The sequence below is a fragment of the Neorhizobium sp. 2083 genome (genome assembly GCF_031455615.1).
Classification (GTDB): Bacteria; Pseudomonadota; Alphaproteobacteria; order Rhizobiales; family Rhizobiaceae; genus Neorhizobium.
In genome coordinates this window covers 127,356-153,952 of the sequence record NZ_JAVDTC010000004.1, presented here as the reverse complement: position 1 = coordinate 153,952, position 26,597 = coordinate 127,356, and the positions used below count along the sequence as shown (strand labels likewise).

28 protein-coding genes are annotated in these 26,597 nt (G+C 62.8%); 18 read left to right on the top strand and 10 right to left on the bottom strand.

Annotation, left to right across the window (positions count from 1 at the left end):
• On the top strand, positions 1–744 hold the full coding sequence (locus J2X76_RS16920; protein ID WP_113127158.1) for a FadR/GntR family transcriptional regulator: 744 nt from the start codon (positions 1–3) through the stop codon (positions 742–744).
• 6 nt (positions 745–750) lie between these two features.
• Here J2X76_RS16920 and J2X76_RS16915 read toward each other — a convergent pair whose 3' ends face one another.
• The 3 genes from J2X76_RS16915 to J2X76_RS16905 all read right to left on the bottom strand — a co-directional run bounded on the left by J2X76_RS16915 (position 751) and on the right by J2X76_RS16905 (position 3,564).
• Positions 751–1,899 carry a M20 family metallopeptidase gene (locus tag J2X76_RS16915; RefSeq protein ID WP_310218306.1) on the bottom strand — a complete coding sequence of 383 codons (1,149 nt, stop codon included), beginning with the start codon at positions 1,897–1,899 and terminating at the stop codon, positions 751–753.
• Between the two features lie 172 nt (positions 1,900–2,071).
• The gene (locus J2X76_RS16910) at positions 2,072–2,500 is read right to left on the bottom strand and encodes a heme-binding protein (RefSeq protein ID WP_113127160.1); all 429 of its coding nucleotides are present in this window, start codon (positions 2,498–2,500) and stop codon (positions 2,072–2,074) included.
• A 125-nt stretch (positions 2,501–2,625) separates the two neighbouring features.
• Positions 2,626–3,564 carry a LysR substrate-binding domain-containing protein gene (locus J2X76_RS16905; protein WP_310218301.1) on the bottom strand — a complete coding sequence of 313 codons (939 nt, stop codon included), beginning with the start codon at positions 3,562–3,564 and terminating at the stop codon, positions 2,626–2,628.
• Positions 3,565–3,688: 124 nt separating this feature from the next.
• Between J2X76_RS16905 and J2X76_RS16900 the strand changes: the two genes are divergently transcribed.
• Genes J2X76_RS16900 through J2X76_RS16865 form a run of 8 tightly spaced genes read left to right on the top strand, consistent with a single transcriptional unit; the run spans position 3,689 to position 12,669 of the window.
• Entirely contained in the window at positions 3,689–4,609 is a 921-nt protein-coding gene (locus tag J2X76_RS16900) for an ABC transporter permease (protein ID WP_113127162.1), read from the top strand.
• 10 nt (positions 4,610–4,619) lie between these two features.
• Positions 4,620–5,459: an ABC transporter permease gene (locus J2X76_RS16895; protein ID WP_310218299.1), complete on the top strand. Its 840-nt coding sequence runs from the start codon at positions 4,620–4,622 to the stop codon at positions 5,457–5,459.
• A gap of 42 nt (positions 5,460–5,501) precedes the next feature.
• Positions 5,502–7,079, top strand: a complete 1,578-nt coding sequence (locus tag J2X76_RS16890) for an ABC transporter substrate-binding protein (RefSeq protein ID WP_310218297.1) — start codon at positions 5,502–5,504, stop codon at positions 7,077–7,079.
• The gene (locus tag J2X76_RS16885) at positions 7,079–7,915 is read left to right on the top strand and encodes a creatininase family protein (protein ID WP_310218295.1); all 837 of its coding nucleotides are present in this window, start codon (positions 7,079–7,081) and stop codon (positions 7,913–7,915) included. The genes J2X76_RS16890 and J2X76_RS16885 overlap by 1 nt, the downstream gene beginning before the upstream one ends.
• Entirely contained in the window at positions 7,912–9,564 is a 1,653-nt protein-coding gene (locus J2X76_RS16880; protein WP_310218293.1) for an ABC transporter ATP-binding protein, read from the top strand. The genes J2X76_RS16885 and J2X76_RS16880 overlap by 4 nt, the downstream gene beginning before the upstream one ends.
• Entirely contained in the window at positions 9,561–10,238 is a 678-nt protein-coding gene (locus J2X76_RS16875; protein ID WP_310218291.1) for an RraA family protein, read from the top strand. Before J2X76_RS16880 ends, J2X76_RS16875 begins: the two co-directional genes overlap by 4 nt.
• On the top strand, positions 10,238–11,785 hold the full coding sequence (locus J2X76_RS16870) for a gamma-glutamyltransferase (RefSeq protein WP_310218290.1): 1,548 nt from the start codon (positions 10,238–10,240) through the stop codon (positions 11,783–11,785). Before J2X76_RS16875 ends, J2X76_RS16870 begins: the two co-directional genes overlap by 1 nt.
• An 11-nt stretch (positions 11,786–11,796) precedes the next feature.
• Positions 11,797–12,669 carry an N-formylglutamate amidohydrolase gene (locus J2X76_RS16865; protein ID WP_310218288.1) on the top strand — a complete coding sequence of 291 codons (873 nt, stop codon included), beginning with the start codon at positions 11,797–11,799 and terminating at the stop codon, positions 12,667–12,669.
• 18 nt (positions 12,670–12,687) lie between these two features.
• Here the strand turns inward: J2X76_RS16865 and maiA are convergent, their stop codons facing one another.
• The 3 genes from maiA to hmgA form a co-directional block, all read right to left on the bottom strand.
• A complete protein-coding gene (gene maiA, locus J2X76_RS16860; protein ID WP_310218286.1) occupies positions 12,688–13,338 on the bottom strand; it encodes a maleylacetoacetate isomerase in 651 nt (216 codons plus the stop codon).
• The gene (locus J2X76_RS16855) at positions 13,338–14,354 is read right to left on the bottom strand and encodes a fumarylacetoacetate hydrolase family protein (protein ID WP_310218284.1); all 1,017 of its coding nucleotides are present in this window, start codon (positions 14,352–14,354) and stop codon (positions 13,338–13,340) included. Before J2X76_RS16855 ends, maiA begins: the two co-directional genes overlap by 1 nt.
• A gap of 86 nt (positions 14,355–14,440) precedes the next feature.
• A complete protein-coding gene (gene hmgA / locus J2X76_RS16850; RefSeq protein WP_310218282.1) occupies positions 14,441–15,805 on the bottom strand; it encodes a homogentisate 1,2-dioxygenase in 1,365 nt (454 codons plus the stop codon).
• Between the two features lie 79 nt (positions 15,806–15,884).
• Here hmgA and J2X76_RS16845 point away from each other — a divergent pair, with 79 nt between their 5' ends.
• Positions 15,885–16,361 (top strand): MarR family transcriptional regulator, encoded by a 477-nt coding sequence (locus tag J2X76_RS16845; protein ID WP_310218279.1) that lies wholly within the window; start codon positions 15,885–15,887, stop codon positions 16,359–16,361.
• Here J2X76_RS16845 and J2X76_RS16840 read toward each other — a convergent pair.
• Positions 16,358–16,837 carry an Lrp/AsnC family transcriptional regulator gene (locus tag J2X76_RS16840; RefSeq protein ID WP_310218277.1) on the bottom strand — a complete coding sequence of 160 codons (480 nt, stop codon included), beginning with the start codon at positions 16,835–16,837 and terminating at the stop codon, positions 16,358–16,360. The two genes, J2X76_RS16845 and J2X76_RS16840, sit on opposite strands and share 4 nt — an antisense overlap.
• Positions 16,838–16,961: 124 nt before the next feature.
• Here J2X76_RS16840 and hppD point away from each other — a divergent pair, with 124 nt between their 5' ends.
• Positions 16,962–18,077 carry a 4-hydroxyphenylpyruvate dioxygenase gene (gene hppD, locus J2X76_RS16835; RefSeq protein WP_310218274.1) on the top strand — a complete coding sequence of 372 codons (1,116 nt, stop codon included), beginning with the start codon at positions 16,962–16,964 and terminating at the stop codon, positions 18,075–18,077.
• A gap of 220 nt (positions 18,078–18,297) precedes the next feature.
• Here hppD and J2X76_RS16830 read toward each other — a convergent pair whose 3' ends face one another.
• A complete protein-coding gene (locus J2X76_RS16830) occupies positions 18,298–18,615 on the bottom strand; it encodes a hypothetical protein (protein ID WP_310218271.1) in 318 nt (105 codons plus the stop codon).
• A gap of 68 nt (positions 18,616–18,683) precedes the next feature.
• Positions 18,684–19,613, bottom strand: a complete 930-nt coding sequence (locus J2X76_RS16825) for a LysR family transcriptional regulator (protein ID WP_310218875.1) — start codon at positions 19,611–19,613, stop codon at positions 18,684–18,686.
• 85 nt (positions 19,614–19,698) lie between these two features.
• Between J2X76_RS16825 and J2X76_RS16820 the strand changes: the two genes are divergently transcribed.
• Entirely contained in the window at positions 19,699–20,604 is a 906-nt protein-coding gene (locus tag J2X76_RS16820; RefSeq protein WP_310218268.1) for a DMT family transporter, read from the top strand.
• Positions 20,605–20,653: 49 nt separating this feature from the next.
• Here the strand turns inward: J2X76_RS16820 and J2X76_RS16815 are convergent, their stop codons facing one another.
• Complete coding sequence (locus J2X76_RS16815) at positions 20,654–21,268, bottom strand: DUF922 domain-containing protein (protein ID WP_310218265.1); 615 nt, start codon at positions 21,266–21,268, stop codon at positions 20,654–20,656.
• Positions 21,269–21,447: 179 nt separating this feature from the next.
• Here J2X76_RS16815 and J2X76_RS16810 point away from each other — a divergent pair, with 179 nt between their 5' ends.
• The 6 genes from J2X76_RS16810 (at position 21,448) to J2X76_RS16785 (ending at position 26,597) form a co-directional block, all read left to right on the top strand.
• Positions 21,448–21,762 (top strand): hypothetical protein, encoded by a 315-nt coding sequence (locus tag J2X76_RS16810; protein WP_310218874.1) that lies wholly within the window; start codon positions 21,448–21,450, stop codon positions 21,760–21,762.
• Between the two features lie 68 nt (positions 21,763–21,830).
• Entirely contained in the window at positions 21,831–22,466 is a 636-nt protein-coding gene (locus J2X76_RS16805) for a TetR family transcriptional regulator (protein ID WP_310218262.1), read from the top strand.
• Between the two features lie 88 nt (positions 22,467–22,554).
• A complete protein-coding gene (locus tag J2X76_RS16800; RefSeq protein WP_310218260.1) occupies positions 22,555–23,397 on the top strand; it encodes a metallophosphoesterase in 843 nt (280 codons plus the stop codon).
• A 21-nt stretch (positions 23,398–23,418) separates the two neighbouring features.
• Positions 23,419–24,714 (top strand): ABC transporter substrate-binding protein, encoded by a 1,296-nt coding sequence (locus J2X76_RS16795; RefSeq protein WP_310218257.1) that lies wholly within the window; start codon positions 23,419–23,421, stop codon positions 24,712–24,714.
• 79 nt (positions 24,715–24,793) lie between these two features.
• A complete protein-coding gene (locus J2X76_RS16790; protein WP_310218254.1) occupies positions 24,794–25,744 on the top strand; it encodes a sugar ABC transporter permease in 951 nt (316 codons plus the stop codon).
• Complete coding sequence (locus J2X76_RS16785) at positions 25,734–26,597, top strand: carbohydrate ABC transporter permease (RefSeq protein WP_310218252.1); 864 nt, start codon at positions 25,734–25,736, stop codon at positions 26,595–26,597. The genes J2X76_RS16790 and J2X76_RS16785 overlap by 11 nt, the downstream gene beginning before the upstream one ends.

The window sequence follows — 26,597 nt, the reverse complement described above, 5'->3', positions numbered from 1 at the left end:
TTGGGACTTCTGGAAACAACGATCAGTGGGCGAAAGCGCCGCAGCAACCACGCGCATGTGGTGGCGGAGCTCGGCCGGGGGATCGTTTCCGGCAAGATCCCGGAAGGTTCGCTTCTGCCCGGCGATGCCGAGCTTTCCGCCCGCTTCGGGGTTTCGCGCACCGTTTTGCGCGAATCCATGAAGACGCTCGCCGCCAAGAGGCTGGTCGAGGCCAAGGCCAAGGTCGGCACCCGCGTGCTCGACAAGGCGAGCTGGAACTTCTTCGATTCGGATGTTCTCGGCTGGCGATTCGAATCCGGGCTTGATTTCGAATTCATCGAACACCTCGCCGAGATGCGCATGGCGCTGGAGCCGGCAGCGGCCGCCGCAGCCTCGCTGCGCGCCTCCAGCGACGACATTGTCGCGCTCTACGCGATTGCCGCGAAATTCGACAATCTCTCCCATACGCCGGAAACCATCGCCAAGGTGGACCTAGAATTCCACCTTGCCATCGCCCGCATGTCCGGCAATCCGTTCATGCGCTCGGCGAGCGCGCTGATCGAGGCGGCGCTCGCCATCTCCTTCCAGCTCTCCTCGCCCGCCGCCTCGCCGGAAAAGATCGACGAGGTCGCCACCAATCATCTGCGGATCGCCCACGCGGTCGCCTCGCGCGATCCTGACAGGGCGATCGCCGCCATGCGTCACGTCATCGAGGTCGGCAAAAGCCGCATTGCCAACTCGTTCGAAGTAACCTTGCCGGCCTGAGGCGGCTTATTTCGCTTCCAGCGAAATCATCAGGTTGGCGAGCAGCGCGGTGCGCGGCGCAACGCTGCTGACGAAGATATGTTCGTTGAACGTATGCGGCCCGGCACCATCGGCACCCAGGCCGTCAAGCGTCGGCACGCCCAGCGCCGCGGTGAAATTGCCGTCCGAGCCGCCGCCCGTCGCCATTCCTTCGAGCGTGATGCCGAGGCCTTCCGCGATCTCCGCCGCCACGTCGAACAGGCGCTTGCCCTCTTCCGACTGCGCGAAGGGCGGGCGGTTCATCCGGCCGTCGATTTCGAAGCTGATATCCGGATCGATAGGCTTCATCGCCTCGATCCTGCCGGTGATTTCTTTGGCGATCGCATCGTCCGGCACACGAACGTCAACCTGAAGGCGGCATTCCGCCGGCACCGTGTTGCGGCCCGTGCCGCCCTGGATCGTGCCGACCGTCACGGTCACGCCGCGCTCCGTATCGTTGAGTGCCTCAAGCTCCAGGACCAACCTTGCGGCAGCACGAATGGCGCTACGTCCATCCTGCGGCCGCGCGCCCGCATGCGCTGCCCGTCCCCGCACGGTGACGTCGTACATAGCGACCCCTTTTCGGGCGATCACGACCTTGCCCCCATCGCGGGCGGGCTCGACCACCAGCGTATAACCGGCGTTCTTGGCCGCCTCTTCCATGAAGGCGCGTGACGAGAGACTGCCCATCTCCTCGTCGGGCACGAAGATCAGGTCGATCGGCATCTTCGCTCCATGCCCGACGGCAAGCTTCATCGCCTCGAGCGCCATCAGCGCCCCGGATTTCATGTCGTAGATGCCCGGGCCATAAAGCTTGTCGCCTTCCTGGCGCAGCGGAAGCTGGTTGTGGATCACGCCGACCGCATGCACAGTGTCGAGATGCGCGAGGATCAGAACCGTCTTTTCGTTGCTGCCGGCCGGACGGGGCGAACGGACCGCCAGGATATCGCCGAAACCGAGCGTGCCCGGCAGCCGTTCCGTCTCAAGGCCCGCCGCCTTGCCGATCGCCTCGACCCGATCCGCCAGGAAATTGACCGCAGCCGCATCGAGCGTCGGGGTCTCGATCTCGACCCATTGCTTCAGCTCCTCGATAAGAGCCTTGTCGTCGATGTCTTTGGCGGAAATGGCAAGCGTCATGGGAATTACCTTGGGCGTTCTTCGGCGGGGGATGATGCCGCGGAAGGCGCGGCCCGGCCACTATAGTTGGCCGAGCCAGGATCGCCAGACCCGTTGCCCGAATAACCGGCGGAAAATCACCGGCGCCCCGAATGAGGCAGCCCGATATCGATCCCGCCTATGGCCGCCGATGTCAGGCGGAGAGCGACTTCAGGAAGGATTCGACGCCGGCCTGGGCGCATTCCGTATCTTGCGCCGGCGTGCCGGAGCTGAGGCCGATGCCGCCGACGACATCGCCGTCGACGATGACCGGCAGGCCGCCGGCAACCACCAGGATACGCCCGCCGATCGCCGAATTGATGCCATAGGCCGGGCTGCCGGGCTGGCTGGCGGTGCCGTAGCTTTCCGTGGTGCGCTTGGCGCCGGCTGCGGTATAGGCCTTGTCCTGGGCGATGATCGTGCTGGTGATCTTGCCGCCATCCATGCGTTCGAACGCAATCAGCTGGCCGGATTCGTCGGTGATGGCGATGCACATCGGCACCTTGATCTCCTCCGCCTTGGCGCGGGCACCGGCTATCAGCACACGCGCATCCTCAAGGCTCAACCGCTTGATCGTCAGCATTGAATCTCCTCTCCAGTTTCAAAACAGGTCAGGGCAGCGCTATGCCAGAAAACCCGGCCGCCATATACGTCGCTTGACGCGAATTTCCGGAAAACTTCGCGCTGGCGAAATGGCGCGAGACAGGATCAGGCAGGTTCCAAACGCTCGCTGCGAATAAGGCTGTTACCGGCGTCGGCCATCACCCGCCGCGTCGTTTCGACGAAATCGAGCACGATGCGCGACTTCTCCTCGGCCTGCCAGGCGACCAGCAGTTCCACTTCGGCAGGAATGTCTTCCAGCGGCCGGTAGACCAGGTATGGGCTCGGGTTATGCGCCAGCCAGGAAGGCGCGATTGCGATCCCGACGCCAGCCGCGACCAGCGTCGCTATCGCCAGGGTATGGGAGACTTCCTGCACGATGACCGGATAGACGCCGGCGCGACGCAGCGCATCCATGATCGCATGGTAATAGCTGGCGCCGACGGTCGGCGCATAAGTGATGATCGGCTCGCCGGCGAAATCCTTGACCGTCAGGTCGCTCTTGCCCGCCAGCCGATGATCCTTCGGCAGGACCGCGACGAAACCCTCCTCCAGGATATGTTCCGTCTTCAGGAAACCGGCCGGATTCGTCGGGCGGATGAAGGCCACCTGCACCTTGTTGTTCTGGAGCAGTTCGAGCTGCTGTGCGGTGCCGAGCACCTGCACGTCGACGGTCATCGCCGGATAGCGTTTGCGAAAGTCCGAAATGACCAATGGCAGGACATGCGAGAGCGCCACGTGCACGCCGCTGACGGAAATCGTTCCGCTATCGTCCCCGGAAATGGAACGGGTATGCGTGACCGCCCGGTCGATGCCCCCTAGGATTTCCTGGGCGTGACGCAGGAAGATTTCGCCGGCCGGGGTCAGCTTCACGCGGCGCGTGGTGCGGCGGAAAAGCTTGGTGCCGAGGCGGTCCTCGAGCTGCCGGATCTGCTGGCTGAGCGGAGCCTGCGCCATGCCGAGCTTGTCGGCGGCGCGGCTGAAATGCAGCTCCTCGGCGACGCAGGCGAAATAGTGGAGGTGACGAAATTCGATGCCGTATTTCATATCTGGAACATATCAATGCTGCTTTGATTTTGTAATAGATAATAATTTATTCCCGTGATTAGTTTTCAAAAAACGACAATAAGAATTGGAACAGCTGGAGCTTCGGCTCCCGAAACGGAGCGTGATGACGCGTTTCTGGGTGTTAAAAATTCTGCGAACCGTGCTGACGCTTTGGTTCGTGGTGACTTTCGCATTTGTGGTGCTCAGGACTTCGGGCGACCCTGTCGTGGCACTTGTCGGCGCCGATGCCACGCCCGAGGAGGTGGAGCAGTTCCGCCAGCTCTGGCGTCTCGACGACCCGCTCTGGGTCCAGTATTTCCGCTACGTCTTCCAAATGGCGACGGGCCAGTTCGGCATTTCCTATCGCGACGGCCGCGAGGTCCTCGACATCATCGTCGAGCGGGTGCCGTGGACCCTGATGCTCGGCCTCTTCTCCTATATCGGCGCGATCCTGATCGGCGTGCCGGCCGGCATCGTCGCCGCCATCAAGCGCGGCTCGACTTTCGACAACCTGATCATGGCGACCGCCGTCTTCGGTTTCGCGCTGCCGAACTTCTTTCTCGGCATCCTGATGATCCTGCTGTTTTCCTTGAGCCTGCAATGGCTGCCGAGTTCCGGCACGGGCACCGTCTGGCACCTGATCATGCCCGCGATCACGCTTGCGACCTTCACGGCCGGCACGCTCGCGCGTTTCACCCGTTCAGCGATGCTCGAAGTGCTGGACAAGCTCTATATCCGCGCCGCCGCCGCCAAGGGCGTCGGTTACTGGAAACGCATCATTTTCCACGCCCTGCCGAATGCCAGCATTCCCTTGGTGACGATCATCGGCCTCAATCTCGGCGAACTGATCGGCGGGGCCATCGTCGTGGAAACCGTGTTCGCCTGGCCGGGTGTCGGCCGCCTGCTGGTGACGGCCGTCTCCTCTCGTGACCTTGCGGTCGTGCAGGGGCTCGTGCTGATCATGGCGGTGACGATGGTCCTCGCAAACCTCGTGGTCGACCTGCTCTACGGCCTGCTCGACCCGCGCATCCGCGTGCAGAACTGAGGGCCGGCAGATGAAACGCGTTTCTCCTGTTCTCGTTTTCGCCATCGCGGTCCTCGCCATCACGGTTGTCGTCGCCATCATCGGCAATGTCTTTACCTCACACGGCATGTCGCAGCAGAACCTGCTCGCCCGCCTGAAGCCCCCGGCGTTCATGACCGGCAGCAATCCGAGCTTCCCGCTCGGCACCGACCGCATCGGCCGCGACATGGTCGCAAGGGTGATCGCCGGCCTGCAGATGTCGCTTTCCGTGGCGATCGCCGGCACGATCATCGGCGCCGTCTTCGGTTCGGCGATCGGCTTCGTCGCCGCGCATTTCCGCGGCTGGGTCGAGGAAGTGCTGATGATGCTGGTCGATTTCCAGGCGTCCCTGCCCTTCATCCTCATCACGCTGACGCTGCTCGCCTTTTTCGGCAACAGCATGGTGCTGTTCATCATCCTGATGGGCCTGTTCGGATGGGAGAAATATGCCCGCCTGTCGCGCGGCGTGGTTCTGTCGGCGATCAACCAGCCCTATGCCAAGGCGATCGTCGCGCTCGGCGCGGGCAATGGCCGGCTTTATCTCAAACACGTGCTGCCGAACGTGGCGAGCGCGCTGATCGTCCAGGTGACGCTGACATTCCCGCAGATCATCCTTCTGGAAACCTCGCTCAGCTTCTTAGGACTCGGCATCCAGGCCCCGCAGACCAGCCTCGGCCAGATCCTCGGCGACGGCCGCGACTACCTCTCGACCGCCTGGTGGATCTCGGTCTGGCCCGGCCTGGTCATCTTTCTCGTCACTCTTTCGATGAGCATCGTCGGCGACTGGCTGCGTGACCGCCTCGATCCGATGCTGCGCGCCCGAACAACCTGAAAAATGCCGCTCGAACATACATGAACAAGGGAAGGTGGAACGATGTTTACAAGACGTGAAGTAGGAAGTCTCATTCTCGGCGCGGGGGCGCTGTCCATGGTCGGCAGCCTCCCGAAGGCAAATGCCGCGGACCGGCCGTCGCTGACTATCGCGGTCGACAATCTCTGGGCCAATATGGCGACGATCAACGGCATCTCGACCACGTCGCGCCGTATCTTCCCGAACTTCTACGACAACCTCGTCGACCGCGATTACATCAAGGACGAGAACGGCCTGATCTTCGCGCCGAAGCTCGCCACCAAATGGGAGCAGAACGGCAACGTCTGGAAGTTCACGCTGCGTGAGGGCGTCAAGTTCCACGACGGCACCGAGATGACGGCGGAAGACGCGGTCTTCACCCTGTCGCCGGAACGCCTCTGGGGCGCAAAGCCCTTCGAACCGCGCGGCAAGACCTTTACCGCCGGCTTCAAGCGCGTCGAGGCGACCGGCAAATACACGTTCGAGATCGAGACCGAGCGGCCGGACCCGAACATCCCGAGCAAGCTCACCGGCTATATCGGCTTCGTGGTGCCGAAGAAATATTACATGGAAGTCGGCGTCGACGCCTTCGGCCAGAAGCCGATCGGCACCGGTCCCTACAAGGTGACAACCTTCCGCTCCGGCGAAATCATGGTTCTCGAAGCCTTCGACGACTATTGGGACGGCCCGCCGCCGGTCAAGCAGATCTCCTGGAAGATCGTCCCGGAATTCGCCGCCCGCATGGCCGGTCTCGTATCCAAGGAATTCGACTTCATCGTCAACATCCCGACCGACCAGGAAGCGGCACTCGAGAAATACCAGGGCGTCACCCTCAAGCGCGTTCTGGCCGACAACTATCCGGCCCTCGCCTTCAACACCCGTCCGGATCCGGAAGACAATCCGCTGGTCGATGCGAACCTGCGCTACGCCATGGTCCAGGCGATCGACATGAACGCGATTGTCCAGGCCCTGTTCAACGGCACCACGGAACACCCGGCAGTACCCTTCAACTTCACGGAATACGGCAAGTTCTTCGATCCGAAAGCACCGGTGAAGCTTCCCTACGACGTCGCGGCCGCCAAGGCGCTCGTCGCCAAGACCAAGTACAAGGGCGAGAAGCTCCTCTGGCACATCACCCGCCAGTATTATCCGAACTACGAGGCGGCCGCCGAAATCATGGTCGAGCAATGGCGCGAGGTCGGCATCAATGTCGAGGCGCAGATCCTCGACAATTTCGAACTCGTCTATCGCCGCCCCTACCACCTGATGAACATGTCGATGAGCTCGGACTTCATCCCCGGCGATCCCTACCAGCCGCTGTGGCTCGACTGGGGTCCGACCGCATCCCGCTCCACTGCCACCTGGAAGACCTGGGACCCGACCCCGGAATATCTGGCGGCAGGCAAGAAATTCGACGAGGCGATCGAGTTCGAGGACCGCAAAAAGGCCTACCTGGAACTTTCGGACGCATGGCAGAAGGTGACGCCCGGCTACTACATGTGGAAGAGCGTCTACAACTGCGCCCACCGCGCCGGCATCCAGTTCAAGTTCAAGCCGAACGGCGAGATGCGTATCTACGGCGATTACTTCAAGTTCGTATGATGGATAGCAAACGCAAGCATGCGCTCAAGGACATGACGTTCGCGGAATTCCGCGAACGTCTTTCCGAAAAGCCCGTCATCCTGCTGCCCTTCGGCAGCCAGGAGGAACAAGGCCCCCACGCCCCGATGGGCGATTTCATGCTGACCGAAGCGGTGGCCGGACAAGTGGCGGAAGCCTCCGGCGCGATCGTCGCACCGATCATTCCCTTCGGTTATGCCGATTTCTTCAAGACCATTCCGGGCGGCATCCAGTTGCGGCCCTCGACCTTCTCGGCCGTGGTCGAGGATACCGTGACCGCGTTTCTGGATCACGGCATCGAGCATATCCTGATCCTCAACGGCCATACCAGCAATGCGCCGCTCTTCGACCAGACACTCCGCCGCATCCGTGCCGAACGCGGCGTGTCGGTCGCCTTCATCAATCTCTGGCAGGCGATCCCCGATGCGCTCTGGAAGGAGCTGCATGGTCCTTCGGTCGCGGCGGCCCGCGGCCATGGCGGCGATCCACTGACCTCGATCTACATGCATCTCTTCCCCGAACTGATGCGCATGGATCTTGCCCGTCCCTCGGTGCGTGAAAAGGCCTTCGGCCTGCCGACCGGCGGCGTCAACAATGTCCAGTTCGAAGGAATGCCGGTGCATGTGCCGCTGAACTGCCATGAGGTGAATGCCGACGGCATGCTCGGCGGCGACCCGTTGCTCGCCAGCGCCGAAAAGGGCCAGAAGATGGTCGAACATCTGGTCGGCTTCTGCGCCCGGTTCGTGGAACACCTGCGCCGCTGCGACATGCGCTCCGTGAAGGCCTTTTCACCGCAAGAGGAGAAGGCGGCATCATGAGCAACGAACGGCTGTCCATCGAACATCTGAGCGTGCCGCTGCCGCGGGGCGCCGATCGTGCCTTCGCAGTCGAGGATCTGTCGCTTTCGGTCAGCAAGGGCGAAATCCTCTGCATCGTCGGCGAATCCGGCTCGGGCAAGTCGCTGACGGCGCTTGCCACCATGGGCCTCCTGCCCCGCAATCTCGGACGGCCGACGGGCAAGGTTGTGTTCGAGGGCAAGGACCTGCTCACCCTCGACGAGGCGACCCGCCGCGACATCACCGGCCGGCGCATCGCCATGATCTTCCAGGAGCCGACGGCGGCGCTCAACCCGATCTTCCGGATCGGCGAACAGGTGTCGGAAACGTTTCGCATCCACACGTCGCTCAGCCAGGCGGAGATCCGCAAGAAGGTCATCGACCTCTTCCGCGAGGTGCAGCTCCCCAATCCGGAGCAGATCTTCCATTCCTATCCGCACCAGCTTTCCGGCGGCCAGTGCCAGCGGGTGATGATCGCGACCGCGCTCGCGCTCGATCCGTCGGTGCTGATCGCCGACGAACCGACCACCGCGCTGGATGTCACCACCCAGGCACAGATCCTCAAGCTGATGCTGGAGCTTCGCGCGAGGCACGATACCGGCATCATCTTCATCACCCATGATTTCGGCGTCGTCGCCGAGATCGCCGACCGCGTCGCCGTCATGCAGATGGGCAGGCTGGTCGAGATCGGCACCCGCGACGAAATCCTCAACCATCCGAAGGAGGACTATACCCGCCGCTTGCTCGCCGCCGTGCCGACGCTGACGCCGCGAAAGGAACGCGAAGGCCTCGGCAACCCGGTGCTGATCGCAAAAAATATCGTCAAGACATTTACGCGCTCCGGCCTTTTCGGCGGCGGCCGCACGGTGAAGGCGGTGGACGACGTCGATATCACCATCCGCCGCGGCGAAACGCTCGGCCTGGTCGGCGAATCCGGCTCCGGCAAGTCGACGCTGGCGCAATGCGTCATCCGCCTCGTGCAGCCGGAGAGCGGTGATATCCTGATTTCCGGTGGCGATTTCGCGGGCCTTTCCGGCAAGGCGTTGCGCGAGGCGCGCCGCAAGGTGCAGATCGTTTTCCAGGACCCCTATACGGCGCTCGATCCCCGCCAGAAGGTCGGCGATTCCATTGCCGAAGGCCCGGTCATCCACGGCCTCGACCGCAAGGCGGCGAGGGCTCGCGCCCTCGACCTGCTCGAAGCGTGCGGCCTCGACCGGACCTCCGCCGACCGCTTTCCGCACGAGTTCTCCGGTGGGCAAAGGCAGCGCATCTGCATCGCCCGGGCACTCGCGGTCGAACCCGAGCTGCTGATCGCCGACGAGAGCGTTTCCGCCCTTGATGTCTCGGTCCAGGCACAGGTGCTGAAACTGCTTGCCGACATGCAGGCCAGGCTCGGCTTCGGCATCCTGTTCATCACCCACGACCTCAGGGTCGCAAGCCAGATCTGCGACAATATCGCGGTGATGAGAAACGGCCGCATCGTCGAACGGGGCGATCCGGCATCGCTCTTCGGTGCGCCGAAGGAAACCTACACGAAGGAACTGCTCGCCGCCGTGCCCGGCAAGGGCTGGCAGCACCACGCCAGTGAGAACGAGGCCGGGACGACAAGATCCCGGGAGGAAACCCCATGAAGAAATATCACGTCGGCAATGTGCCGAAACAGGTCGACCCGGAACTCATCGCCAGGTTCGAGAGCGTCGAGGTGGCGACGATCGGCCATTTCCGCCATCGCGGTTTCGTGCATCATTCGATCACCCCGGTCGTCGAGCCGGGCAGGACGCTGGTCGGCACGGCGGTGACGGTGGCCATCCCAGCGACGGACTCCACCCTCCTCCATCATGCGGTCGGCTTGCTGCGCCCCGGCGACTTCCTGTTCGTCGACCGGCTCGGAGACGATCGCCATGCCTGCATCGGCGGCGGCGTCGCCTTCGCGATCAAGACGGCGGGCGCCATCGGCGTGGCGATTGACGGTCCCTGCACCGATGTCGAGGAAATCGTCGAACTCGGCCTGCCGCTGTGGTCGTCGGGCGTATCGGGCATCACCACAAGGCTCAACGATCTCGGCGGCTCGCTCAACCTTCCGATCTCCTGCGGCAACGTGCCGGTGCTTCCGGGCGATGTCGTGGTCGCCGATGCCAGCGGCATCGTCGTGATCCCGGTCGATGAGGCCGAAGAGGTCGTCGAGGAGGCGATCGCGCGCCAGGCACGCGCGGGCCGCAACAAGGACAAGATCGCTGCAGGCGAAAAGCTTGGCGACCTGTCGGGCGCAAGCCGTCTCGTGGCCGCTGCGCTGGAGCCGAAATGATGGAAAATCCGCTATACGATCACCTGCGCGTCGAGCGCGGCGTCTATCGCAAAGTGGCCGGCGTCAGCGAGCGCGGCGTCGTCACCTCCCAGCATTATGCGGCGGCCGAGGCAGGCGCAGCAGTACTTGCAGCCGGCGGCAACGCAGTAGACGCAGCCGTATCCGCTGCCTTCACCTTGCAGACCGTCGAACCCTGGATGACCAGCCTCGCCGCCTGCGGCTACATGCTGATTGCCCAGCCAGACGGAAAAGTCGAAGTCGTGGAGTTCACCGGCCGCGTGCCGTCCACGTTCGACGAGGAGTTCTACAAGCCCGATCCCAGCATCAAGACTTTCATCGGCCACCCCGCTTCGATCGACAACCGTAACGTCCGCGGCTTTACCGCCGCCGTCGTGCCCGGCTGCGTGCGCGGTTTCGCCGAAGCGCTGAAGCGTTACGGCACGATCGGCTTCGACCGGGCGCTGCAGCCCGCCATCGATCGCGCCCGCAAGGGCATGTTCGTCGACTGGCACACGACGCTGGCGATCGCGATTGCCGAAGGCGACCTCGGTCTGGATCCCGGCGCCCGTTCGGTCTTCCTGCCAGGCGGCCATGCACCAGAGCCGGGAACGACGCTGCCGCTCGACCGGCTTGCCAAAACGCTGGAACGTCTCGCGGGCGAAGGCCCGGACGCGCTCTACGGCGGCGCGATCGGCGAGATGCTGGTCGCCGACCTCAATGCCGGCGGCAGCTCGATCACGCTGGAGGACCTGGCCAGCTACGCCCCCCTCCTCTACCCGTCCCGGACCATGCCGCTGCAGGGCAAGACCGTGCATGTGGCGGGGGAAACCAGCGCCGGCCAGCGGCTCTTCGACGCGCTCGATCACTTCGACAGGAAGCGCGGCAAAGGCCCGGTCGACGCTGGTTTCTTTACCGCCATGGCCGAGGCCCTCTGGGAAAGTTTCGGCGCCCATCGCAAGCGCCTCAACCCGGCCGAAACGACCAACAAAACCAGCACGACGCAGGTCAACGCCGTCGATCACGAAGGCCGGATGGTGGCGATCACCTTCACCCTGCTCAACCGGTTCGGCGCCCGGGCCCTGTCTCCCTCGACCGGCATCCTGCTCAACAACGGCATGTCCTGGTTCGACCCGACGCCCGGCCGCGCCAATTCGCTGACGCCCAACGCCTATGCGCCGAGCAATATGTGCCCGGTGGCGATCACCGACGAAAACGGCGCTTTCGCAGCTTATGGCGCCGCCGGCGGCAATCAGATCGTTCCGTCGCTCGCCCAGCTCACCGGCATGATCCTGCATGCCGGCCTCGATATCGAGGAGGCCATGAACATGCCACGCATGACCACCGGACCGAATGCCGACATCATCGTCAATGTCGACATGCCGGCCGAGCAGATCGAAGCGCTCGAAAAGATCGCGAAGGTGAAGCCCGCGGCAGCCGTCGTCTATCCCCGGCCCTTTGCCGCTCCAGGCATGGTCGGCAGGCGCGGCAGTGCCTTTGTCGGCATGCCCGACATCACCTACCCCGCTGCCTATGCGGCGACAGCCTGAACGAGACCATGATGACCGACATGACCTTCGCCCCCGTCGAAATCGACGGCGTCCTCAAGATCATTCCGCCGACCGTGCCGTCCATCCCGATGGTGTTCGACTCGCCGCATAGCGGCCTGACATTGCCGGATTTCGAGCGCACGGTTTCCGACGAACTGGTGCGCGTCGCTTCCGACACCTATGTGGACGACCTCTTCGGCTTCGCCCCCTCGATCGGCGCACCGCTGCTGCTGGCTCATTTCCCCCGCAGCTTTCTCGACCTCAACCGGTCGCTGCAGGATGTCGACCTGGAAATGGTCGAAGGGCAATGGCCGCATCCGGTCCGCGACAGCGCCTCGGCCCGCCGCGGCATGGGCATCACCTGGCGTTACGCCTGGGGCGACACGCCGATGTACGGCCGCAAGTTCACGGTGAAGGAGCTCGAAGAGCGCATCGACACCTACTGGCGGCCCTATCACCGCGAATTGGTGCGGCTGCTCGACGAGACCTATGCCGCCTTCGGCAAGGTCTATCACGTCAACTGCCATTCCATGCCGGCGATCGGCCACGTTCTCTCGCCCGACCCGGCCGGCACGGTCCGCAAGGATATCGTGGTCGGCGATTACGAAGGCCTGTCGAGCGAGCCGGACTTCGTGAAGCTCGTCGCCGAGACCCTCGAAGGTTTTGGCTATTCGGTCTCGCTCAACGTGCCCTTCAAAGGCGCGGAGCTGGTCTCGGCGTATTCCGCGCCGGCAAGAAACCGCCACAGCATCCAGATCGAGCTCAACCGCAAGCTCTACATGGACGAGGAGACCCGCGAGAAGATCGCGGGTTATGACGAGTTGAAGGCCAACCTCGCCAGGCTCGGCACGGTCATGCGAAACTATGTGACAAGCAAGGCCTGAGTTCAGTGACCTGAAGATCTAACGCGCCGCCTTGTCGGGATGAGCATTGTCGGGATGCGCATCGGCAAACGGTTTCAGCCCGGCGCAGCGGTCGGCGATTGCGACGAGCGTCGGGCAGGCCGAGAGATCGACGCTCCACCGCCGCGCATTGTAGACCTGCGGCACGAGGCAGATATCCGCCATGCTCGGCCGCTCGCCATGGCAGAACGTGCCGGTTGAAGGTGAAGCCAGAAGCGTCTCGAAGGCGGCCAGCCCCTCGCCGATGAACTTCTGCATCCAGGCGATCCGCGTTTCATCGCCGCCGCCGGTCAGTGACATGACATGGCCCGTAACGTTGAGATTGCAGACCGGGTGGATTTCCATGGCAATGACATAGGAGAGCGCCCTCACCCGCTGCCGGCAGGCGGGATCGCCCGGTAGAAAGGCCCCGCCGCGCGTCTCATCGAGATATTCGATCACGGAGAGCGACTGGGTGAAACTGTGGCCGTCGATCTCCAGTACCGGCACCAGCCCCTGCGGATTGCGTTGCAGATGCTCCGGCGACCGGTGCGCCTTGGCGAGGAGATCGACAGGCACCGAACGGAACGTCTCGCCGAGCATGTTGAGGGCGATCCTCAGCCGATAACTGGCGGAGGACCGCCAGTAGTCGTAGAGCAGCGTCTCGCTCATCACGCCTTCTCGTATTTCGTCACGGTCTGTTCGATCGCGCCGAAGATCGAATGCCCCCTGTCGTCCTTCATCTCGATCCGGACCGTATCGCCGAAATGCAGGAACGGCGTTTTCGGAGCTCCAAGATTGATCATCTCGATGGTGCGGACTTCGGCAATGCAGGAATACCCGGCGCCGCCATCGGCAATCGGTTTGCCGGGACCGCCGTCGAGCTTGTTGGAGACAGTGCCCGAACCGATGATCGTGCCGGCCACCAGCGGCCGGGTCTTCGCCGCATGGGCGATCAGCTGCGGGAAATCGAAGGTCATGTCGATACCGGCATTGGCGCGGCCGAAGGGCTTGCCGTTGAGATCGACCTTCAGCGGCAGGGAAAGCTTGCCGCCATCCCAGGCGGAACCCAGCTCGTCCGGCGACACCGCGACCGGCGAAAAGGCTGAAGACGGCTTCGACTGGAAGAAACCGAAACCCTTGGCGAGTTCCGAAGGGATCAGTCCACGCAGCGACACATCGTTGACGAGAAGCACGAGGCGGATCGCCTCGCGCGCCTCTTCGGGAGAAGCGCCCATCGGCACGTCGCCGACGATCACCGCGATCTCGCCTTCCATGTCCGCACCCCAGGCCTCGTCGCCGAGCAGGATCGGATCGCGCGGACCGAGGAAACTGTCGGAGCCTCCCTGATAGATCAGTGGATCGGTCCAGAAGCTTTCCGGCATGTCGGCATTGCGCGCCCGGCGCACCAGTTCGACGTGGTTGAGGTAGGCCGATCCGTCAGCCCACTGATAGGCGCGCGGCAGCGGCGATGCCGCATCATGTTCGTGGAAACGAATGGTCGGCTGCGCACCAGTCTCGATACCCTCCGCGACCCGCTCGAGCCGCGGACCGACATATGCCCAGTCGTCCAGCGCCGCCTGGAGGGTGCGGGCGATATGGCCGACCTCCGAGCATTGGGTCAGGTCCTTCGAGACGACGACCAGGCGGCCGTCGCGGGTGGAATCCTTCAGTGTCGCGAGCTTCATGAATGAGTGTTTCCCGTTTTATCGTTGGTATTGCCCACAGAATGTGTGGAGATCGCGCAAGAAGGCAACCGGAATGTATCGCCGCCTCACTTGATCCCCGGCGTACCGTCGAACTTTCGCTCCAGCCCGGACCAGCAATCCACGTAATTGTCCTGCAGGGTCTCCAGTTCGGCCGCGAATTGGGTCAGCTGCTGCGGGAAACGGGTCTCGAACATGAAGGCCATGGTGTTGTCGAGCTTGACGGGTTTCAGCTCGCCATTCGAGGCCTTTTCAAAGCCTGTAAAGTCGGGGCCGTGCGGCAGCATCATGTTGTGCAGGCTCATGCCGCCCGGCACGAAACCTTCCTCCTTGGCATCGTACCGGCCGTAGATCAGGCCCATGAATTCGCTCATGATATTGCGATGGTACCAGGGCGGCCGGAACGTGTGCTCGGCCACCAGCCAGCGGGGCGGAAAGATGACAAAATCGACGTTGGCGGTTCCCTCCTCGCCGGAGGGGGCGGTCAGAACCGTGAAGATCGACGGATCGGGATGGTCGAAGAGAATGGCACCCACCGGCGAGAAGGTGCGCAGGTCGTATTTGTAGGGCGCGTAATTTCCGTGCCAGGCAACCACATCGAGCGGCGAATGGCCGATCTCCGTCACATGGAAGGAGCCGCACCACTTCACCTGCACCCGGCAGGGCGTCTCCTTGTCCTCATAAGCCGCCACCGGTGTCTTGAAATCGCGGGGGTTGGCGAGGCAGTTGGCGCCGATCGGGCCGCGATCCGGCAACGTGAACTTGGCGCCGTAATTCTCGCAGATATACCCTCGCCAGACCTTTTCCTCGCCGAGCCGGGTGACCTTGAACATGGTGCCGCGCGGGATGACGCAGATTTCGGATGGCTCGAGATCCATCTTGCCGAGCTCGGTGAAAACCCGGATCGAACCGACCTCCGGCACGATCATCATCTCGCCGTCGGCATTGAAGAAATAGTCGTCCACCATGTCAGTGTTGAAGGCATAGACATGCGCCGCCATGCCGGACTGGGAGAGCGCATCGCCCGCCGTCGTCATCGTGCGGATGCCTTCGAGGAAGTTCAACTGCTCGCTCGGCGCCGGCAGCGGGCTCCAGCGAAGCTGGCCGAGCGCCAGCGAATGTTCGGCGATGTGAGGCGCCGTCTTCCACGACGGATAGTCGATCTTCCTGAACCTTCCCGTATGCCGCACGCTCGGGCGGATGCGGTAGAGCCAGGAGCGTTCGTTGGTCCCGCGCGGTGCGGTGAACGGCGAGCCGGAAAGCTGCTCCGCATAAAGCCCATAATTGCATTTCTGCGGGCTGTTCTGGCCCTGCGGCAGAGCGCCGGGCAGGCTCTCGGTCTCGAAATCATTGCCGAAACCAGGCATATAGGCGAGCACCTCGGCATTCGCCCCGGTGCCTAACGCGGTGGTTGGATCGACCTTGTCCAGCATGGCTTGTTTCCTCCCATGATGACGATATGGTTGCAAATGTAACCATCATTTTTGTAACCATCAACGCCGCATCGATGCCATGACGACGGATAGTTTCGAACTCGAGCAGTTTCTTCCCTACCGGCTCAATCGCGCCGCCGAATTTGTCGGCCTGCGCTTTGCCGCGCATTACAAGGCGAAATACGGCATGACCCGGCCGGAATGGCGCACCCTTGCGGCGCTTGGCAGTTCGGGCCGCATGACATCGAAAGCAGTCGGCATTCATTCCAGCATGCACAAGACCAAGGTGAGCCGCGCCGTCTTCGCGCTCGAACAGCGCCGATGGCTGAAGCGCAGTCAGGACGAAACGGACCGCCGCCTCGAGCATCTCGAACTCACCGCCACCGGGCAGCAGGCCTATCGGGAACTGATCGAACTTGCCCGCGGTTACCAGGCCGAGCTGGAGGCGGAAATCGGCGAAAGTGGCATCAGGATGCTGTCGACCGGCCTCGCGGCAATCGAGCAGGTCATCGGCCGCTCGGGCAAGGCAAAGCTGCCGGAATCGGACGATGCCTAACCCTTGGTGGGCCGTTGAATCGGAATCCCACCAAAGTCCTTCAACACGCTGAGAACGATCGATGTTTTGACATGCTGCACGCTCTCGTGCGGCAGCAGCACATCGTTGACGAAATGGGAGAGGCCCGCGAGATCCCGCGTCACCACCTTCAGGTGATAATCCATCTCGCCGGTCAGTGAGAAACATTCCAGCACTTCCGGCAGGTCCTCGACAAGGCGCGCGAACCGCTTGGCATTGTCGCGGTTATGGGTCGCGAGCGTCACGGCGATCACCACCATGAGGTCGAGCCCGAGTTTCTGCCGGTTGAGATGCGCCCGATAGGTCTGGATGAACCCTTCGCCTTCGAGACGTGCCCGACGGCGTGAACATTGCGACGGCGACAGCGCGATGAGTTCCGACAACTCGTTATTGGTCAGCCGCCCATCCGCCTGCAGATGGCTCAGGATCTTCAGGTCGTATCCGTCCAGCGCGTCCATCGTGCATCCAATCCGTAAATTCCGCATGCTTCATGCACAAATCCAGCAGAACCGGGCAAAGATTGCAAGCACAATGCGCCTCTCCTGCATCATCATGGCAATCGACCGACAGGAGGAGTTTGCCATGGGTCCTTTCCCGCACGATGCGCCGGTTTCTGAGATCACCAAAGACAATCCGGCCGGGACCGACGGTTTCGAATTCGTCGAATTCGCCCATCCGGAGCCGCAGAAGCTGGAAGAGCTGTTCACCCGGATGGGTTACAAGCCCGTGGCACGTCACCGGACCAAGAACATCACCGTCTGGAGACAGGGCGACATCAATTACATCGTCAATGCCGAACCGGGCAGCCATGCCATGCGCTTCGTCGGAGAACACGGCCCCTGCGCGCCGGCGATGGCCTGGCGTGTCGTCGATGCCAAACATGCTTTCGATCACGCGGTCGCCAAGGGCGCAACGCCCTATGAAGGTACCGACAAGGCGCTCGACGTACCGGCCATCGTCGGCATCGGCGGTTCGCTTCTCTATTTCATCGAGACCTATGGCGAGAAGGGTTCGGCCTATGACGCCGAGTTCGAATGGCTCGGTGAGCCGAACCCGAAACCGGAGGGCGTCGGTTTCTATTATCTCGATCACCTGACCCACAACGTCTATCGCGGCAACATGGACAAGTGGTGGGATTTCTACCGCGAACTCTTCAATTTCAAGCAGATCCATTTCTTCAACATCGACGGCCGCATCACCGGTCTGGTGAGCCGGGCAATCACCTCCCCTTGCGGCAAGATCCGCATTCCGCTGAACGAGTCCAAGGACGAGACCAGCCAGATCGAGGAATTCCTGAAGAAGTACAAGGGCGAAGGCATCCAGCACATTGCGGTGGGCACCGACGGCATCTACGAAGCGACCGACAAGCTTGCCGAGAACGGTCTCAAATTCATGCCGGGCCCGCCGGACACCTATTACGAAATGTCCGGCACCCGCGTACACGGCCATGACGAGCCGATCGGGCGGATGAAGAAACACGGCATCCTGATCGACGGCGAAGGCGTCGTCGATGGCGGCATGACCAAGATCCTGCTGCAGATCTTCTCGAAGACGGTGATCGGCCCGATCTTCTTCGAATTCATCCAGCGCAAGGGCGACGAAGGATTTGGCGAGGGCAATTTCCGCGCCCTCTTCGAGTCGATCGAGGAAGACCAGATCCGCCGCGGCGTCTTGAAACCGCGGGAAGCCGCCGAATAGCGAGAACGGCCTTGGAGGGGCGCAAGGCCCGGCGGTCATTCCGCCGGGCTTTTCGTGTCAAAACCTTTCGCGATTGAGGGCCTGATCGGAAAACCTCGTGATGGGTGGCGACATAAAATTCCCCCGGCATCGCCCAGCCGCGAAACATGCCGTCCGTACTGCAAGGTGCTCGGCGGTCGAGCCACCGCCTCGAAGGCGTCCGGTTCGGCCTCGATCTGTCCTAGACCCTGTCCACCAGGATTTTCATGATCGCGACGCGTTCGGGCAACGCGACGAGATAGTGCGGATCGCGGTCGAGATGATGCACCTTGTTCGGATCGCCACCGGTAAAAGCGGCCATGGATTGGAAGTCCGGCCAGTAGGACGTCGTCACGAATTCCGTTTCGTCGCCCAGATCCTCCCGGAAAAGCTGGACCGAAAGCGCGGTTTTGACGAGCGGCGGAATGCCCGTCTCGCGGAGATAGGCTTCATATTCGTCGGCCACTGCCGCGAGCGTGCGGCCGCGCCAGATCCTTGCAATCGTCGCCTTGGTACTCATGGGGTGCTCCTCACTCCGGTTTCGCGGAGCAATTAGAGCCGGAACCGCGGTTGCCAACAGGAAAGGTGCTACCCTTTCCCCCGCCCCGGCGCGACGAAAGCGGCGATTGCCGTTTCATCGAGCCCGGCTTCCTGCAGGAAACGCCGGGCAAACTCGGCTGCGGAAGCCTTCATGCCGTCGTTCGGCCGGATCAGGTGAAAGGCGACATGGTGTTCGATCGTCCTCTCCGACACGGCGACGACCCGGCCGGACGCAAGCGCCGCATCCGCGAGCGGCGGCCGCGCCAGCGCGACGCCGAGCCCTTGCGCGCAGGCGTCGACCACCAGGTTATAATCCTCGAAGCGCCGGTCCTGTCCGCGCGGCACGTAGTCTACATTTTCAACTGCCAGCCAGCGCCGCCACGCCTCGACATTGGAATCGTGCAGGATCGGCATCTCCAGCAGGGATTTCGCATCCGACCGCCCAGCCAGACGTTCGGCGACGGCAGGCGCTGCGATCGGCACCAGCTTTTCCTGCCAGAGCGGCAGACTGCGCACGCCGGCCCACGGCCCCTTGCCGCAGCGAATCGCCAGATCGATCCCCTCGCTGAAATCCGCCAGCCGGTGTTCCAGGATCAGTTCCAGATGGATGTCGGCGGCCTCCAGCTTCGGCAAGCGCGAAAACAGCCAGAGCGAGGCGACCGACGGCGTCACCGAAAGCCGGACCACCGTCTTGTTGCGGCGAGGCAGCCACCGCTCGTCCGTATCTCCGAGCAGCGCCAGCGCCTCTTCCGCACGGGAGAAAAACCGCATGCCTTCCGGCGTCAAGGTCACGCCGCGGGCCTCGCGTGCGAAGAGCCGCACGCCCATCCAGCGCTCCAGCCGGGATATTTGTCGCGAGACGGCGCCATGAGTGACGCCACCTTCCTCCGCCGCGGCGGAAAACGATCCCAGCCGGGCGGCGCGTGCAAAAGTCTCGAGCGTGTCGAGCGGCGGCAAAGTCTGCGAGCTGTGAACCATACGCACATATGATCATCGATCACGGTGCTTTTCAAGCACGGATCAGAGGGTCTAAATCTCCTCCTGGCTTCGATGGAGAAAAGAGATGAGCACGGTCGCCATGAATGCAGGAACGGACGAGAGACAGGGATTTGATGCGATCGCCTTCCTGGCGATCCTGGTGACCATCGTCTTCTGGGCCTCGTCTTTCGCCGTCATCCGCGTCGCGCTCGGGCCGCTGACGCCGATCGGGCTTGCGACTGCGCGTTATGTCCCGGCCGCCTTGATCGCGGCCTTCTATCTTGTCGCCGCCCGGCCGGCTCTTCCCGCCAAAAGCGATCTGCTTCGCCTCGTCATCGCAGCGGTGCTCTTCATCGCCGCCTATGCCATTTTCCTCAACATGGGCGAGCGAACGGTGGCGGCAGGGCCGGCGAGCTTCATCATCAACACGATGCCGGTCTTTACAGCGCTGATCGCCACGTTTGCGCTCAGTGAGAGATTCGGCCGCTGGGGCTGGGTCGGGACGGGTATCTCCTTTGCCGGCGTGGCGCTGATCGCGGCCTCCGGCGACGACGGTTTCGACCTCGATCCGAACGCCATCCTCATTCTCGGCGCAGCGCTCTGCTCGGCGATCGCAAGCGTGCTGCAGAAGCCGATACTTGGCCGCATGCCGGCTCTCGCCGTCACCGCCTGGCTGATGCTGATCGGCTCCATTCCGCTGCTGCCGGCCGTTCCGTCCACCCTGCAGGCGCTGGCCGCCGCTCCGGCGGATGTGAACTGGGGCATCGTCTACCTGGTGCTCTTCCCGACCGCGATCGGTTACGTCACCTGGGCAATCGCCTTGAAGCGGCTGTCCGCCGCGCGGGCCGCCAATTTCCTCTACGGCGTGCCTCCAACCGCGACCCTGATCGGCTTCCTCTGGCTTGGCGAAGTGCCGACCCTGATCGGCGCAATCGGCGGTGTCATGGCCATCATTGGCGTGCTCGTCGTCAACGTGATGCGCAGGCGATAGGTGCCGTCGCGATCCGGCTAACTGCAAATGAAGCATTGCGAGCGGCGCCCTATTTGCCGGCGCCGTTGACGAATTGCAGGATGAGCTGGTGGACATTGCCGCCCTCGCTCATCTCCATCCGGTCGTAGTCGTTGCTGCGCTTCTGCTGCGCCTTCGAAATTTCGCCAAGCCTGGCCGTCAGCTCAGTCCGGATCTTTGTGCATTTCGGATCCTCGGCAACGCTCAAGCCCACGCTCACCCGCTCGATCTCCTTCACCATGTCGGTGATGATGACCCCGTGGAGCAGCTCGTGCTTGCGGACGCCTTCGATGAAGACATCCCATTTCTTCTTGAGTTCGGGGGAAAGCGCCGATGCTGGTTTCGGCAGCGTGTAGGTGATGATCAGCTTCGGCCGCGCCGAAACCAGCGTGCAGGCGCCGTCCGGCTGCGGCCGGTAATCCCGCGTCCAGGTCAGCTTGAAATTGGTATGGGCGATGGCCCGGACCTCCCTGCCGATCTTCGGGCCGCGCTCGCCGATAGAGGCATAGAGATCGACGCCGGAATCACCCGTGACAGGATAGGTCTGGATCTGCTCGACCGGCTGCCACTGGCTCTGTGCCAATGCATCGACCGGCATCAGCGAAAGACACGCCGCCGTCCCGAGAATTGCTGCACCTACCCTCACACATATCCTCCCGTTTCGATTGCCGAGAACCTACGAAGACGGTGTCGCAGTTTCAATCGGCCAGATGTGTTTCAGTGAACGCTATCCATCACGACTTTTGTTCCGGGCCTTGCCATATTTCCTTCAAAATGGATGATGACAGTTATGTGACAGAGCATTGTGATTTGGTGGGGGAGTTAATGGGGGAAAAGCGGAAGGTCTACGAGGCATTGGTCGACGGCGCCATGGATGGCCTCACCGACGACGCCTTGTTCAAATTCGTCAGCAAACGCTGCCCGAAAACATCGAGCAAGAAAATCGTCCGGGCAGCTTTGCTCGGCCTTACCGACCCCCACCTGCGTGACCGCAACATCCTCGACACGATCTATGCACTGGCGATCAAGCACCGGATGGACGAGCTTCGGGACGGCGAGGATGGCGATGACAGGGATGCGTGGCCCGCACCTTTCGCCCGCCCGCTGGACAAGGAAACGGCCCGGCCGGATTTGGCCTAGGCGCTTTCCCGCGCTGTCATCCACCCTACACAGAAGCTGTCTAGGCTGCCCTCATCGAGGGTGAGTTCATGCACGGTCGCGCCAATCTCACAGCCATGAGGCTCATGGATGCCTGCGAGCATCTGCTTTGCGAAGCCGAGACCCTGGAGGATCTGACCGCGCGGCGGATCGCCATCGAGGCGCATGCGACACCTTCCGCCATCAGCTATCATTTCGGCTCCCAGGAGGAACTCGTCGCTGCGGTCGCGGAGCGTGTCTACCGGCGGCTCAATGCCGAACGGCTGAGCCTGCTGCGCAAGGCCGCCGACCGCCGGGCGCCCAATCCACCGGACCTCGATGAAGTCATCGCAGCCCTTGTCGGCCCCTCGATCCGCTGGAGCATCGATCCCACCTCCAGTTATCCGGTCCTGTCGCATTTCACCTCGATGGCCAAGACCCATCGGGAACGCGCGCCCCATTACCGCCGCATCATCGACGACGTCGAACATCATCGGGCTTTCATCCCGCATCTGAAGCGGATCGCGCCCTGGCTCGATGAGGTCGATATCGGCTGGCGGCTCAATTGCGCGCTCGGCATCCGCTCGCAGGTCACCCGTTCGCGGTCGCGCACCGAGGTGCTGACCAATTACAGCATCGACCTCGACGATCCGGACACCGTCATCGCCCGCATGGTCGAGGTCATCGCCCCGATGTTCCGTCGCTGAGCCGGTTTCGAACGGCATTCGAAATCCGTCACGCGCAGGAAACAAACCGCTTCTAACGGTCCTCCTGACGAAACCATGGAGGCCTCCGGTGCGACGCGAAACCACATTCATCCATCTGACCGACCTGCATATCGGCACCGCCGACGACAGCCACCTGCACAGCGACACGACCGAGACGCTGCACCAGGTGCTCGATCTCGTCGCGACCGTGACGCCGAAGCCGCAATTCGTCATCGCCAGCGGCGATCTCACCAATCGGGGCGACGCCGAAAGTTTTCGCCGGCTGAAGGAGATCATCGATGCCAGGATCGATGTGCCGGTCGTCTACGCGCTCGGCAACCACGACACCCGTCCCGGCTTCTACGAGGGCATGGGCGTCGAAACCCATGATCCGGATGCGCCCTACGACCATGACACGATCATCGACGGCATCCACATCATCACCATCGATTCCACGACCCCCGGCCTGATCGGCGGCACGATCGATCCGGAACAGTTCGACTGGCTCGCCTCGACGCTCGACAGCCATCCCGAATTGCCGAAGCTGATCGTCGTCCATCACCCGCCGGCGCTCGGCGAGGAAGCCGATGCCGCTCACTGGCGGACGATCCATTTCCCGCAGTCGGAGCGCTTTCGCGAGCTGCTGAAGGGCCGCAACATCATCGGCATCCTCAGCGGCCATATCCATCACGACCGCGTCTCGGTCTGGCACGGCATCCCGGTCGTCGTCGGCACCGGCCAGCATGCCGCCACCGACATCCTGCGCACCGACATCCTGCGCATGGTGCGCGGCGCCTCCTTCGGCATCGGCACCATCCGCCCGTCCGGCCTCACCATGGCCTTCGTGCCGCTGCCGTCCGACCGCGCCGAACTCAACACCTATCCGCTCGAACTGCTGATGGCGCGGGCGATGCCCGTTGCTGCTGAATAACCTCACCCGGAGACACGCAACATGCTGCGCAGAACCACGCTCAAGCTCATGGCGACGCTCACCGCCGCCTCCCTGTTGCCGCTCGGCGCCTCTGCCGAAATGCCGGCAACCATCGACAAGCCGGTCACCATCAGCTTCTACAACTACAACCTCGCCTCTGCCGGCATCGGCTCCGAGGCCACCAAGGAACTGATCGCCGGCTTCGAGAAGAAGTTCCCGAACGTGAAGGTCGAGACGATCGCCGTTCCCTCGAACGAGATCATCAACCGCGTCCAGGCCGATATCGTCGCCGGCAAGCAGCCGGACGTCGCCCAGCTGACCTTCCGCGACCTGATCTTCATCGCCAGCGACCTCGGCGGCAACGCGCTTGAGGACATGGTGAAACCGGCCGAACTCAAGGATCATCTCGCCGGCATGATCCCCAAGGGCCTCGAACTCGGCAAGGTCGATGGCAAGACCTATGGCCTCGCCTACACCTTCTCGACGCCCGTCCTTTATTACAACGGCGACCTATTCAAGCAGGCCGGCCTCGACCCGAACAACCCGCCGAAGACCTGGGCCGATGTCAACATCGCCGGCAAGGCGATCAAGGAAAAGACCGGCAAGAACGGCTTCTTCCCCGGCGCCTACGGCCCGAGCGACGGCACCTTCGTCTATCAGGCGATCGTCATGTCGAACGGCGGCAAGGTGCGCGACGGCGACAAGCTCACCTTCGCGGACAAGAATGCCGCCGAGGCCGTCAGGATGCTGCGCGACATGGTCGATAGCGGCGCCCATGCCAAGATCGACCCGGCCAGCGGCTCGGACACCTTTGCCGCCGGCAATCTCGGCATGTTCGTCTATACGACCGCGACGCTCGGCGCCTACAAGAAGGCCGCTCAAGGAAAATTCGACCTGCGCATCGCCCCGATGCCGTCCTTCGGCGAAAAGCCGACCGCTCCGACCAATTCCGGCAGCGCCCTTTTTGTCTTCAGCAAGGACCCCGCCAAGCAGCGCGCGGCCTACGAGCTCCTGAAATACCTGACGAGCAAGGAAGCCTACACGATCATCACCAGCAAGATCGGCTACCTGCCGCTGCGCCTCGATATCGTCGACGACCCGAACTACCTCGGCCCCTGGGTCAAGGAAAACCCGATGTTCCGCGCCAACCTGGAACAGCTGAACCGCCTCACCGCCAACGTCGCCTTCCCCGGCCCGAACTACCGCCAGGTCGAGAAGATGATGATGGACTCGGTGCGCGAAGCCGTCTTCGGCCAGGGCAATCCGGTCGCGACGCTGAAGGCCGCCCAGAACCAGAGCCAGGAGCTGATGCCGTAACCATCACGAGGAGATGCCGGGCGGGTCTCGCTTTCCCGTCCGGCGTCAGTGTCCCCTTGGGGTCATTCGGGGAAATTTCATGACCGATATCCAGGCCGATCTCGCAGGACCGCTCTCCGTTGCCCGGGTACCTACGGCTGCCCGCCAGCGCAGTACCTTCACCGTACAGCCCTGGCTCTATCTCGCGCCGGCGCTTTGCCTCCTGATGATGTGGACCTATGTGCCTCTGGTCGAGGCGTTCCAGCTTTCCTTCTACCAGTGGAACATGCTGCCGACTGCGCCGCAGCGCTATGTGGGCCTCACCAACTACCAGCGCCTCTTCGCCTTGCCCGAGATGCGCGCCGCCCTCTGGAATACGCTTTTCTACATTCTCGGCCTCTTCCCGATGTCGGTGATCATTCCGCTCTTCGTGGCGATCTGGACCCAGGATCTCGAAGGCCGCGCCCGGACGATCTACCGCGCGCTGATCTTCGTGCCGATGATCGTCGCCCCCGTGGTCGCCGCCATCCTCTGGCGCTGGTTGCTCAACGAGGACCAGGGGCTGATCACGCTCGGCCTGGAGACGACCGGCCTCGGCCGCATCGGTTTTCTGACCGATCCGAAATACGCGCTTGCGACGCTGACCTGGATCACCGGCTGGAAGCTGATCGGCTTTTCCACCCTTTTGTTTTCCGCCGCCAATGCCGGCATCAATCCCTCCTATATCGAAGCGGCGCGCATCGACGGCGCCAGCCGCTGGGGGATCATCCGCGATATAAGACTGCCGCTGCTGTCGCCGACCATCCTGCTTCTGTCGATGATGACGATACTGTTCGGGGCGCAGTGGAGCTTCGCCTATATCAACGTGCTCACCAATGGCGGCCCGCTGAAATCGACCACCAACATCTTCTACCTGCTCTGGGAATACGGATTCCAGACCATGTCGGCCGGCTGGAGTTCGGCCGCCGGCATGATCGCCTTTGCCGGTTTTGCGGTCATCGCAGCGGGCTGCATGTGGCTCACGAAAAGGTTTGCGGTCTATGACAATTGACGCTTCCCATGCCTCGATCGCGCTCGCTTCTGCGGAAACGAAGTCCGGCAGGACCCGCCGGTTCGCGGTGCATGCGGTGATGATCCTCCTGTCTTTCCTGTCGATCTTTCCGATCTACTGGATGATCGTCACTTCGCTTCGGCCGGAGAACGAGATCTTCTCCACGTCGCTCTGGCCGTCGAACCCGTCGCTCGAAAACTACGTCTTCGTGCTGACCCGCATTCCGATGATCGGGATGCTGATCAACACCACGATCGTCTCCGCCGCCACGGCCCTTCTCCAGGTCGTGACCGGCCTGTTTGCGGCCTATGCGCTGGTGCGCTGGCGCATGCGCCTGTCCGGCATCATCCACGGGCTCATCGCCCTCTCCTGGCTGGTGCCGTTCCAGGTCACCATGATCCCCAACTACGTGCTCGCCTCGCGGCTCGGCCTCCTCGACACGTTGACCGGTCTCATCGTGCCGAACGCGGCGCATGCCTTTGCGATCCTGCTTCTCTACAACGCGATGCGCTCCTTCCCGACCGAGATCCTCGAAGCGGCGCGCATCGACGGCGCGAGAAGCTGGAAGATCCTCTGGCAGATCGTCGTGCCGAACATGGGCGCGCCGATCGCCTCGCTGTCGATCATCGCCTTCATTTCCGCCTGGAACGAATATTTCTGGCCGCTGCTCCTGTCGCGCAAGCCGGAAAACTCGGTGGTCCAGATCGGCCTGCAGATGTTCATGACCCAGGAGGGCAATCTCTGGGGGCCGCTGATGGCGGCCGCCGCACTCGCCAGCCTGCCGATCCTGGTCATCTACCTTGTCCTGCAGCGCCACGTCATCGAATCCTTCATGAAATCCGGAATCCGCTGA